Annotated in this window: 11 protein-coding genes; all 11 read right to left on the reverse strand. The window is 32.0% G+C overall.

The annotated features are described in order from the left end of the window. Positions 1-318 precede the first annotated feature (318 nt). The 11 genes from WFZ86_RS02115 to WFZ86_RS02165 all read right to left on the reverse strand — a co-directional run bounded on the left by WFZ86_RS02115 (position 319) and on the right by WFZ86_RS02165 (position 13,016). Positions 319-1,458, reverse strand: a complete 1,140-nt coding sequence (locus WFZ86_RS02115; protein WP_342690405.1) for a DegT/DnrJ/EryC1/StrS family aminotransferase — start codon at positions 1,456-1,458, stop codon at positions 319-321. A gap of 139 nt (positions 1,459-1,597) precedes the next feature. Then, positions 1,598-3,541, reverse strand: a complete 1,944-nt coding sequence (locus WFZ86_RS02120) for an NAD-dependent epimerase/dehydratase family protein (RefSeq protein WP_342690406.1) — start codon at positions 3,539-3,541, stop codon at positions 1,598-1,600. A gap of 172 nt (positions 3,542-3,713) precedes the next feature. Beyond that, a complete protein-coding gene (locus WFZ86_RS02125) occupies positions 3,714-4,328 on the reverse strand; it encodes an acetyltransferase (protein WP_342690407.1) in 615 nt (204 codons plus the stop codon). A 1-nt stretch (position 4,329) separates the two neighbouring features. Further along, positions 4,330-4,932, reverse strand: coding sequence for a sugar transferase (locus WFZ86_RS02130; RefSeq protein ID WP_342690408.1), 603 nt, complete (start codon positions 4,930-4,932; stop codon positions 4,330-4,332). Then, a complete protein-coding gene (locus WFZ86_RS02135) occupies positions 4,922-6,076 on the reverse strand; it encodes a glycosyltransferase family 4 protein (protein ID WP_342690409.1) in 1,155 nt (384 codons plus the stop codon). Before WFZ86_RS02135 ends, WFZ86_RS02130 begins: the two co-directional genes overlap by 11 nt. Before the next feature lie 7 nt (positions 6,077-6,083). Further along, a complete protein-coding gene (locus tag WFZ86_RS02140) occupies positions 6,084-7,172 on the reverse strand; it encodes a right-handed parallel beta-helix repeat-containing protein (protein ID WP_342690410.1) in 1,089 nt (362 codons plus the stop codon). 5 nt (positions 7,173-7,177) lie between these two features. Beyond that, positions 7,178-8,248 carry an EpsG family protein gene (locus tag WFZ86_RS02145; RefSeq protein ID WP_342690411.1) on the reverse strand — a complete coding sequence of 357 codons (1,071 nt, stop codon included), beginning with the start codon at positions 8,246-8,248 and terminating at the stop codon, positions 7,178-7,180. Then, the gene (locus tag WFZ86_RS02150) at positions 8,235-9,083 is read right to left on the reverse strand and encodes a glycosyltransferase family 2 protein (protein WP_342690412.1); all 849 of its coding nucleotides are present in this window, start codon (positions 9,081-9,083) and stop codon (positions 8,235-8,237) included. The genes WFZ86_RS02145 and WFZ86_RS02150 overlap by 14 nt, the downstream gene beginning before the upstream one ends. Positions 9,084-9,126: 43 nt before the next feature. After that, a complete protein-coding gene (locus WFZ86_RS02155; RefSeq protein ID WP_342690413.1) occupies positions 9,127-10,119 on the reverse strand; it encodes a glycosyltransferase family protein in 993 nt (330 codons plus the stop codon). A gap of 144 nt (positions 10,120-10,263) precedes the next feature. Continuing rightward, positions 10,264-11,343: a polysaccharide pyruvyl transferase family protein gene (locus tag WFZ86_RS02160; protein ID WP_342690414.1), complete on the reverse strand. Its 1,080-nt coding sequence runs from the start codon at positions 11,341-11,343 to the stop codon at positions 10,264-10,266. A gap of 5 nt (positions 11,344-11,348) precedes the next feature. Then, positions 11,349-13,016 (reverse strand): FAD-dependent oxidoreductase, encoded by a 1,668-nt coding sequence (locus WFZ86_RS02165; protein WP_342690415.1) that lies wholly within the window; start codon positions 13,014-13,016, stop codon positions 11,349-11,351. Positions 13,017-13,028 lie beyond the last annotated feature (12 nt).

The raw sequence follows: 13,028 nt of genomic DNA on the forward strand, positions 1-13,028 counted from the left end.
CTTACATCACTATACACCTTCGTTGCGTCTGCCTTTAGGATTGGGCTAAACCAAAAACTTGCACTGATAACTTCTACAACGATTAACTAAACACTAAGGACAGACTACTAAATCATCTTTCATTTCCCCACTTATTTATTTCTCTAAAGGCTTTCCAACTAATTACTAAATACTCTTTATCCTTACTCAAAGCTAGAATTCTGTTATAATCTTAATAAAAAAACTTTCGGAGTGCAAAACTCAAAAGTTTTTTTTATATGAAAAATAAATAACCGTTTACACATGATATACCTGTTAACTGACAACTCATAACCAAAACTAGACAAAAATCCTTTTCACCACGCTGGCAATGCGCGATCGATCCTCATTAGTTAAATTAGAACCTGATGGCAAACACAAACCATTATTAAACAAATCTTCCGAAACTGTCCCTCCGTAGTAAGGATAATTTTCAAAAATAGGCTGTAAATGCATTGGTTTCCATAGCGGACGAGATTCGATATTTTCAGCTTCAAAAGCTAAGCGTAAGGTTTCATTAGTGATACCATTAGTTAATTCAGAATCAATGATTATTGCACTCAACCAATAATTCGGGTAATAGTCTGTAGTTGGCGCGGTGAAAACACCAACCCCTGCAATATCTTGAAACAAATCCACGTAGAATTCTTGCATTTGTCTTCGTAAGTCCACGTGAGTATCCAATACCTCCATTTGTCCTCTTCCGATACCGGCACTAATATTACTCATACGATAATTGTAGCCAATATGAGAATGTTGATAGTGTGGAGCGTCATCACGGGATTGAGTAGCGTAAAAAACGGCTTTATCTTTTTGTGCTTTTGTTTTAGTCACTATAGCACCTCCGCCAGATGTCGTAATAATTTTATTCCCATTAAATGACAACACACCAATATCTCCAAAAGTACCGCATTTTTGCCCTTTATAGCTGCTACCTAATGCCTCGGCACTATCTTCTAAAATAGGGATACCGTACTTATCAGCTATCTTTCGAACGGCTTCAATTTGATAAGGAACTCCATATAAATGCACCGCTATAATCGCTTTAGGTGTATTGCCTTGTGACAAGCTATCTTTTATGGCAACTTCTAAAGCAATGGGACACAAATTCCATGTCTCAGGCTCACTATCGATAAATATTGGAGTGGCTCCTTGATATAATATAGGATTCGCCGAAGCCGAAAAAGTCATAGATTGACACAATACTACATCTCCAGTTTGCACCCCTAACAAAATCAATCCCAAATGTATCGCTGCAGTACCTGAGGACAAAGCACCCACACTAACCTCTTGTCCCAAATAGAGCTCCAAATCTTGTTCTAAACCATTCACATTAGGCCCAAGTGGTGCTACCCAATTCGTATCAAAGGCCTCATTTACAAATTTTTGTTCATTTCCTCCCATATGTGGTGAAGAAAGCCATATTTTGGTGTTATTCATATTATAAACTATTGTTTTATCATTTTAAAAGAAAATTTAACCTAAACACATTTTTTACATACACCCTTATCAAACACCATTAAAAATAAAAACAGAAAACAAGTTAATTTTCCAATTAATAGCAATTAAAAAATTACTATTAATTTAAAAGTAATTTAGAATCTGATTTATTTTTAAAATCAATTAATGTCTTGATACAATCTATCATAGTGTATTTCGGTTTCCATTGAAAATCCTGACAGAAAGCACTACTATCCATTCCTGCAGACTGCGTGTCCTTACTGTTATGCACCTCAACCATGGAACGAGGAACATCCATATCCGTTGCTACTGTATCAACTATTAATGTTGCTAAATCAATTAATAGCATAGAGGTGGAAGAACCTAAATTATATACTTTTTTCCAATTCATGCTGGAATGGTTTAATAAAACATTGATGGCATTAACGGCGTCCCTTATATCCAATCGATCTACAAGCTGCATCCCCCCATTTATTTGTATCGGCTCGGACACAAGCGCCTTAGAAACTAATCTTGACACCAAGTCAACTTCTACCATCCCCTTTGCACCACCTACTAAACTGCCCAAGCGTATCGAAGTATAATTAATGTGCTTATGTTGAGCCACCCTACTTTCAAGCAGTAATTCTGATGCATATTTTGCTATGCCGTAGGGTGTAGTAGGCGCAATGGTTGCGGTTTCCTTCCAAGGTGGCAAATCAGACTGACCATATACACTTTGAGAAGAAATATTAAGAATCGTAGCCACTTGATTAGATATAGCTCGACTAAACAAGTCTGCAGTAAAAGCCAAACTATTAGCTAATTCTTCATGCGATCGATGAGGTCTTGCAAATCCGGCATGTAAAAGAATATCTACTTTCCCAAGAACAAGATTTCCATTTTCCAAATCCTGAACATCATAACAAAATACTTTATCGGGCAATAACTCGAGGGCTTTTTTCTTATCTCTTACTAACGCCAAGATTTCAAAAGAGTCATTACTTTCTATTAGGGAATCAATTAAATTTCTTCCTAAATATCCAGTGGCTCCTGTGAGTAAAAGCGTTTTTTTACTTTTGAGTTTTTTTCCGTTTAATTTTTCAGAATGCAGTTTAAGCGTTTGATTTCGTTGTAAATGAATAGACTTATCAGCCACTTGTCGAATTCCAAAACGATTCATATTTAGATCCAAACTATTCAACTCAGATCTAATACCCAACCATTCTTGTATGCAAACGGCCACTTCATTGAATCCCATACAAGCTCTTAGCCCCGTAATACCGGTAAATCGAGCATTCATCTCAAAAATTTTAAACCCATTATCCGTCAATCTCCCTTGCAAATTGAGCGGTCCCTTCCATCCTAATTCTTTCAAAAAAGGATAGAGTTGGCTTACTTCCTGAAGAATAGCCTCATTTTCATAAGGAAAAATTTCGATTGGCACACCATTTTTGAGTTTATTAAAAGACATCATTTGTCCAATCAGATTGCCTTCTTGGTCAGCAACAATTTGAACTGAAATTTCTGAAACCTGTGGATTAATGTTTTTCTCCAATTGCTGCTTAAAAAAAGCGTAGTCTAGATCATTTTTATGAGGAATTGCTAATTCCTGAATAATCATTTGTTCATTAAGGGATTTAAAGTCCTCTACATTGGAAATAATTTGAATACCCGTAGAGGCGGATCCCGATCGTGGTTTAGCAATAACCGGAAAATGAACCTCCCCATTAAGCAAAGCAATGGCAAAAGATCTTTTATCATAGGAAGCAACAAAAATGGGAACAATCGGGTTCAAGACTCTGCTCATTGCTGCCTTATCCCTACACATAGCCACCAAGGATTCTTCGGCCACAAGCACTTTGACCCCTGCTTTTGTAAATACTGCTATATGCTGTGCAAACAACTGCACTTCTTCATCAATGCAGGGAATAATAAGGTCAATTTTATGAGCTACACAAGTAGCAATTACAATCGAAACATAGTCCTTATGAGAAACAGCAGGCGTTGGAAGAAAGACATCACAATCATACAAACCAAAAGCCGTATGGCTTACATCTAATCCAAAAGTCTTAATAGGCAATTTTGACAAACTGATTGAATTGATGACAGACTGCCCAATGCCACTACCCACACATGAGATGGCTACATTGTATGTTTTTTTAGCATTCATTCTTTTTTATAAGAGATTAGAATTTGTCCAACAAGATGGTTCATTTACTCCAATTGCTAGAGAGGACAATCCTATAGCGATGCTATCCATTTTCTATACTATTATATTTAATTATTTTTCCTGGATTACCTACTATAACAGCAAAATCAGGTACATCATTTAATATCACTGCTCCTGCTCCAACCGTCACCCATTGTCCTACTTTCACCCCTTGAATTACACATGCGCCAATACCCAAATGGGTTCCTTCTCCAATGGTAACATTTCCTGCCAAAGAAGCATTAGGCGACACGTGAACAAAGTCGCCAAGCACGCAATCGTGCTCTACTACCGCACCCGTATTGACAATACAATGCTTTCCGATGCATACTGACGGATTAATAATAGCACCTGCCAATACCACCGTTCCTTGACCTATTACTACGTCAGACGCAAGAATCGCCGAAGGATGAATGGCACTAAGGTAATTTGCTTCAATTTGAGAAGCAATCCTTTTTCTAACATGATTGTTACCAATAGATATTATCAATTCTTTGTTTCTAAAAAAATCTAAGGAATTTGTTTTATAAACAGGTATCCCTGCAATATCTTTGAACTTTGGTTGGTCATCAAAAATTGATTCAATAGTAATAGATGACACCTTTTTTAAAAGGTCAACAACTACTTTGCAATGTCCGTTTCCTCCAAGTAGATACATTTTAATTTCCTTTAAATTCCTCCATTGTAGCGGAAGTGTTAGAATTGATTCCTTCTTTGATCAGTACTTTTTTTATTGTCAAAAATAGAATTTTTAAATCCAATTTAAAACTAAAATGTTCCACATACCAAACATCATACTCAAATTTTTGGGTCCAACTGATGGCGTTACGACCATTTACTTGTGCCCAACCTGTAATTCCAGGGCGTACTGAATGCCGTTTTTTTTGTTGGGTATTGTACAAAGTTAAGTATTCAGATAATAAAGGGCGAGGTCCAATCAAACTCATATCCCCTCGTAACACATTGAACAATTGTGGTAATTCATCCAAAGAAGTTTTACGTACCCAAGCTCCAATAGGAGTCAGACGGTCTGCATCGGAAAGTAAATTACCTTCAACATCTTTTTTATCGTTCATTGTTTTGAACTTCATAATACGAAATAAATTCTCGTTCTTACCCGGTCGAATTTGGAAGAAAAAAGGCTTACCTTGGTTCGCAAAAAAAAGACCAATGGTCACAAAAATCAAAATAGGACTCACTAAAATCAGTATGATTAAAGCAAAGAAAAAATCTAAACTAGCTTTAATAAACTTACGATACATTTGTTTCTAATTTTTTGTATTCTAATAAAAGTGCTTCCCAAACCACATCTTGTTCATATCGAGATACTATCATTTCTCTAGCACAATTTTTCAAAAGATTCCTGAAATCATGCTCGTTAAATATTTTTTTCATCGCTTCTAGAATAGCTTTATAACTCTTCGCAGGAATTATAATTCCATTTTTACCATCAATTATTATCTCATTACATCCATTAATATCTGTTACAATACTTGGTAAACCCATAGCACCTGCTTGCATAACCACATTTGGAAAACCCTCACGATAACTTGGAAAAACAAGACAGTCACTTATAGCAAAATAGGGCCTTACATCTTCCTGAAAACCAACAGAAATAATACTTTCATTAGCTTTAATTTCTTGTACTGTTTCTTGTTGTAAAGGATCAAAGTGTGGTTCAAAAGGTCCAACCAAAATCAATTTAACACTATCATTTTCATTGGACAAATTTTTAAAAGCCTGTATCATTTCATTTATTCCTTTGTCACCAACTAAACGCCCAACAAAAATGAAAACAAAATCATTATTTTGAATCCCTAACTTTTTCCTTTCTCTTATTCTATCTGCTGAAGTATACAACTCTGGATTAAAATGATGTTTATTTATCCCGTTTATATTACCATTTCCTATTACTTTCAGCTCTTTTTTGGTTATATTGTAACGCATTAAATCTTTTTTAACGCCCTCTCCTTCTGGATAAATATTTGTAGCACATAAGCACAATAATTTATCCATTGCTATTAGGATTTTTTGTAATATCCCCGTCTTTGATGGAAAAATTAGCCCTGTAAATGTATGCATACGAATTGGAACACCAGCAAGTTTCGCTGCAATCATACTTAACAAACCAGCCTTTGGTGTAATTGAATGTACAATAAATGGACGTTCATTTCTAAAATAAAAATATAATTTAACCAAAGAGACAACGTCCTTAAAAGGAGATATTTTTCTTTCCATCTCAATTGAATACACAAGTACTCCTTCGCGTTCAGCAACTACATTTAAGTCAGGGCCATTGCCAGAAACAGCAATAATATTAAAAAAATTATTTAAAAAACTCAACTGTCCTTTTAACAATATGTTAAGTGACAATGGGACTGTCGATAATCGTATTAGTTTATTCATTTTGCGATTAATCTTCTGTACTTATCAATTTATTATTCTTGTATTTATTTATTTTATCTAAAACTATATTTATATCGTACGCATTAGAATTTCTCCAATAAAAATCTTTTTTAGGATTTTTCCAAACAGCATTAGTAATCATAATTTTACCTATTGGATTCTGAGTAAGATCATCATTACTAATTGATGTCCCAAAAGAATAATTTGATCCTTCGTCTGTGAAATTTTTCACATTTACACTTACTTCTTTCTTATTTAAGCCACTTTTAGCCGAAAAAGATTGCAAATTAATAATTAATCCCCCTGGATTATTATAAGTATATATATTCTTTAATTTAACATTTTGAATGATCTCACTATATAGACTTGGCTCAATTTGTATTCCTGACATAGGTAATGTACCATAAGTATTAGAGATAAAAACATAATCTATATCTAAATTATCAGCTGAAGTTATGGAAACACCATCTCTCCTGGCAAAATCTATAAATCCATTTTTAACTACAATATTAGAACTTACTTTTCCATTCTCTGACCCGATAAAGATTCCGTCACCCCAAGTATCTTTTATTTGAAAATTATTAATCTCTACATTTGAACTGTTCAAAACACAAATACCCGCACTCCATTCCCCTTTTTGGTTGCTTTTTTCTCTCCTACTCCCAATAATATTAGCATTGTAAATTTTTACATTTGATACATCATATATCTTTATAATGTCATTTAATCTCTCTAGTGCTGGACCTTTAAATTTAATCATTGAATATTGATTAAAATATATTATTCTGTCTGAAGGAATCAAAAGTCCCTTACTATTTATTAAAACAGGAAAATTCGGCATTATTACTACTGGATATTTATTAATTGCCTGTTGAAGTTTTTCTGTATAATCAATTTTTGCTTCTTTATTGGCATTAACTGGAAGGCTTTTTTCAAGATAGTAGGCATCTTTTGGAAAAACATACTTTTGATAGCCTTTATAATACATTTTTACAAAATTCTTTGGTGGAGCAATATAATTTTGGGCTCTGGATAATTGAGTTAACAATAAACACAAAAGTGTAGCTTTGGCAAAAGAAACAACTGGTATTGACATAAAAATTATCTAGATTGAAAAAATAAAAATATAAACACTAAAAAAAATATAGAAAATGTCGCTTTCAAACTAATTTTATCCTGATAAACTTTAAACATTGGAGCAAATAAAAAAGGGATAACACACCAAGACATTATTCCCCATCTATCGGAAAAAGGAATTTGAAACATCATATAAAATATCGAACTTATTAGCATATAATATTTTAATAAACTTGAATAAAACTCGTTTTTTTGAATTTTGTTCAAATAGACAAATAGAATTAGAAATATTGTATTAAAAGCTACAAACTGAGGCTTAAACCCAATGTCATAAGAGAAATCATTTCCATCTAAATAACCACTTCTTCTCTCATCGACCAATAAGAATCCAATAAAATAATCTTTAAAAGATAAAAAACTAATTCCCGCAGCTGAAGATAAAACTGCTAACAAATATATTATGCAAAAGTAAATAATTCTTATTCGCTTGAAATACAAAATCAATAAGTAGAGTATAACTGGAATTAAACTAGTAAAATGAAAACATATCGATAGTATAAAAAACAAAATCCATCTTAATCTCTTTGTTGGTGAAACATCACGAAACACAATAGCCAATACAAAAAAAGCTAAAGATAGACCTTGTCTAATAATATTTATACCCAATGATTCAAAGAAAAAAAGGCTAATTAATGAAAAAACTATAAGAGAAAAGTTAAACTCATAAAATTTTGCATACTTCTTTAGAGCATAAAAATTTAATGATACATATAACAAACTCATTACAAATAAAAAAATTTGAGGACCATCACTAAAGATATGTAAAAAATTAAAAATCAAACCTATAGGCGCATCAGTACCGAAAGTTATTTCATCATAATGTGTGTATTGCCAATGATACATTGTTGTATCTGTACCAATATTTTCAGCACGCATCCCAAATAGAAAAATATATGCGAACATCAGAACATATACAATCCAATCAGCCGCACCTTTGTAGTTTCTTTTTTTAAAATCTATACTAAATGCTGTAAATACTGCAAATAATGCAGCAACAGAATATATAGTATAGTATAGTATTTTATACTGTGCCACCTTTAATCAAATCTAACTGTTTTTCAAAACTTACTTTTTCGATTGGTGTCAAATTTTGAAATCTTTTATTTAATAAAATATGCTCTTTTTCTAGTTTCTCTAAAATTAGATAGATAATATACTTAACATAAGATATTGAAACTAATTTCATTTTACTAATTACTCCTGTTTTATATGTTTCGGCAAATCGTAACTTGCCTTTAATCATTTTTAAATGCTTTCGAGAATTATTGCTACCGTCTTCCCTATAAAACAATAAAGGACAATTCAAGTTTTGGAAACAATTAACTTCAATTAGCCTGTACCATAACTCCATATCCTCCATTTGTATGAATCCTTCTTTATAAGGATTATTCAGTAGTACCTCTCTTTTTGCCATTACAGTTGGATGAATAGGATAAATTCCTTTGAGAACATCATTTTTGTTATTAACTGCAAAAGATTTTTTATATCCTAAAACTTGATTCTCCTTATCTATACTAACAGCATCTCCAAAAACAAGGTCTATTTCAGAATTACTAAGTAATAATTCTAACTGTTTTTCAATTCTATCAGGAAACATTATATCATCAGCATCCATTCTTGCAAAATATTTCCCAGTAGAAAGATTAATCATTTCATTTAATCTATATATTAATCCTTTATTAACTCCATCGTTTATAATTTTTATTCGAGGATCGTCATACGAATTCATTATTTCTAAAGAATTATCTGAAGAACCATCATTTACTAATAACAGTTCAAAGTTGTAGTAGGTTTGTTTTAAAACAGAATCTATGGCTAATCGAAGATATTGATCAGCATTATAGATAGGAATCCCTATTGATACCATCATTTTATAATAATTTATTTAAAATCTTAAAAATATTAAATGATATTTATAAATTTAAAGAAGCTAACTTTTTTCGGATTTCACTAATATATTTATCATCTGAATAGTATTGCGAAAAAATCTGTTTATAAACCTTTATAATTTCATTTATATTTATGCTTTTTTTATCAAAAACGACAATTTCATCAGCTATTTTTTCCAAAGAATCTTTCTCTATTCTAAATTTTATTGAATAATCTAATAAATCAATATTTTCTTCAAAATCTTTAACTACATCAGTATACACTGGAATGATTCCCGCTGCCAAATACGAATTCATTTTTGTTGGTGTTGCGACATTATTAATTGGATCATTTTTTCTTAATAAAAACCCATATTTATATTTTGCAAGTTCATCTTGTAAATTTTCTAATTTGACAAAACCAACTGACACGTTTTTTAAATCATATTTTTTTATTAATTCAGCAGCCTGCTCTTTTTGTCCTGTTAATAAAGTTAATTGTGCTGATGAATTATTTTCATAAATTTTTTTAAAAACCTGTAGGCTCTCCTCTATACATTGCCAACCATATAGCGCTCCTGCATAAACAAAACTAAGATTTTCGTATTTTCTTTGGACAAAAAAAGAGGATTCATCAAGCTCTTTGTTATAGCATGGAACAACAATTGATTTTTTTTCAAAACTTAATTTATATTTGTTTTCATAAAAATCCTTCATTGCTTTAGACACAAAAAAACACAAATTTGTTTTTTGAAGACCCTTTTTCTCCAAATAGCTTAAGTAAAACTTACCCAACTTTGATTTTAATGTGTAATTATGCAATAATTCATACTCTTCAGGACCTATTCCCTGAAACCAATTAACATAAATATATTTTTTATTTTTTTTAGTATATCTTAATTTACTTTGATCCCCCAATCTTATAGTAACAATAATATCTACTTTTTCTTCTACATAGGGAGTTTCTGAGATAATTACTTCATAACTATTAAATGCCTTGATCATTAGATTAGAATAATATTCTGTTGCCTCGTTCATGGCGCTTTTAGGCAAATAAAAAAGAACTATCATATTTATTAGGAATTACGACGCAAGTTAAATCGCTAACTTGCGAACTTCTTTAATTAAAAAAATTACTTAGTGTTTTTGTTACTCAAGTACAATTTAGTGTGGGTAAAAAAACTATCCGATTTCGTGAAAGATTTTTTTAAACTCCAGAAGCATATAATCTGCATTTGCTTTTCTTTCATTTAAAGAGTCTGTGTAATCAACATTGAAATCTAATTGATTGACTAAATCAGCCAAATCTTTAACATCAAATGGCTTTTTCCAAAGTTTAATTTCTTTTACTTGTTCAGTTAATATTCTTAATTTGGGTTCTATTTCAACACATATAACAGGCTTATTTAACAATGAAGCTACAATCGCTCCATGGTATCGAGCTGAAATAAACCCATCAAATTTATTCAATTCATCTAAAAAAGATTTGATCGAATACTTTTGTGGATCCCAAAGTAAAACATTTTCATTCTTTAATTTTGCAATCCATTCCTTATCTCTAGATGGAGCAAAAACAATAAATTGAAATTCTGCATCTGAATAGTTTTTATAGAATTCTAGTAGATTATTAATGTAGCTATTACCTGATTTCTCCCAGTCCCAATCCCTAACAATTATTCCAATTTTTATTTTCCCACTTGAATGAGTAGATTTTAGTATATCGGGTTTGTTGAAATACGATGAAAAAACGACATCGGCACCTAATATTGCTGGAATATTCCATTCTGTGCAATAACTATAAGACACTTCGTCTCTGACCCCAACAAAATTAGCTTTAGATGTCTTCTCTTTTGCATGAAGTATTGCTTCATAATTTTCATAAAAAGGACCTATTCCAAAACCTAAAAAAGCAACTTTCGCCTCATCATATTTATCCTTAACAAGGATTTTTTTTATTCTTTCTTTTATAGCTTTTGGATTATTAATCGCAAAAAGTACTTTTTGCTTTAGAGAGGTTTCATTTTTGCTTTGAAAAGCGAAAAATTGAGTCCCTCCTCCATATATTTCCCAATCAGCTACAAAACTAGACTGCATATACTTACCTTTTGTCAAAAGAAGATCAACATAATTACTGTTCTCACCTACAAAATTTAACTGTAAATCATCAAACTCTGTTAAAAAATAGTTTTCAAACACGCACATCAATAAATCATCACCGAAATTAGTTTCTCCGTAAGCGCCTCTTATTGTTAGTTTTGTCATTTATATTATTGTAATACAACTTTTTTTTCTAATAATGAATTTCTCAAGTTTTCGTATGGTACATTTTGAACTGTTATGTTATTGTTCAATGCCAATATTGCTGCTACTGCTGATGCTTGTCCCAATGACATATAAACAGGCTCCATTCTTAATGAGCTATATGCAATTCTAGATGCAGACAAACAGATAGGAACAAATAAATTTGTACATTCCGTTTGTTTAGGAACAATTGCACGATAGTCAATAGGGTACGGTTTAGGAGTTCTTGCCATAAACTGACCTTCATTCTTAACGTTCCCATTTTGGTCTATATAACGTTGCACAATATGAGAGTCCATTGGATAATCTCCCATAGCAACACCTTGATCGGCAATAATCTTTCCGCTACAGTTCTTTTCAGTAATTACATATTCGCTAATCATTCTTCTTGCCTCCCTGATATATAATTGATTGGGCCAATTACCGTTATCTATAAATTCATCTTTTGGTAGTCCCCATTCCTTGTAAAAATCACGTATTCTTTCTGGCACTTTTGGATGATTGGCTAGGGTCCATAAAAACCCAATTTGATATCGCTTATGATCCGCAATTATCATTTCCCTTTCAGAATAATTTCCCTCTGGATAATTATAATTCTTACCGACATAGTTTGTTGAAATTGGACCAAAATTATTTGAGTCTGTCTTACTATTAGGTAATGGCATTAAATCAAAAAAAGTATTACCATTATATAGTTTTAGATATTCAAACAGTAAATCGTAATCATTCTCATCATATCCAGCTGGCTTTTCTATTTTTATACGATTTTCTGGTGCATTGGTCAAACACATTCTGAAGCAAAATGCTTGTATTTTTTTATCTCCCGTCCCATTAGGTGGTAAATTCATCAAATAGCCCAAACGCTTTATACCATTGGGGAACTGATTGCGACTGGTAGCATAAATCCTTTGCACACCATTTGTTTGTTCATTATACTGAGAATTGCTTTCTCTACCAACTGCATATGAAACACCACTTTTAGCCATTAGATCTCCTTCATACGTTGCATCAATAAATATTTTACCTTGTATAATTAAACCTGATTCCATTTTTATTGCAGTGATCGCATTTAGAGAATTTTTGGTAACACCATTTTGCAAATCAAGTCTTTCCGTGTGCAAAACAGGAATTGCATTTTTAACGATCAAATCTCTCAAAACATACTGAGCAGCTTTAGGTTCAAACCAAATCATTACATCACCATCATAAGAATACCTGGCGTAATTAGCCGCATTTCCTATAAACCAATTTTGTGAATTACTATAGTACTCTTTAATCGATTTATAGAAATCCCTAGTCAATCCACCCAATATGTTGGTATTAACAACATCTGTGATACCAAGTCCATTTGCAGTCATACCCCCCAAAGCTGTATTCAAGGGTTTTATAAGAAGAACACTTTTTCTTGATTTGGAAAGTTCTACAGCCGCTATAATACCCGCAGCAGTACCTCCATAAACAACCACATCATATTGTTTTTTAACATCGATATCTTTAAGCCCAGAAGTAGTATCAAATTTTGAAATTGCTTTTGGCTCAGGAATATCATCCTTGCAGCAAGAATAAAAAGAAAAAAAACAAACGATTAAAAATGGTACAAACCGTAGCTTAAAAAAAGGAATATCTGTAGACATAAAACTTAAAAA

Origin of the sequence: Flavobacterium polysaccharolyticum (genome assembly GCF_038739875.1) — a bacterium.
Lineage (GTDB): Bacteria > Bacteroidota > Bacteroidia > Flavobacteriales > Flavobacteriaceae > Flavobacterium > Flavobacterium polysaccharolyticum.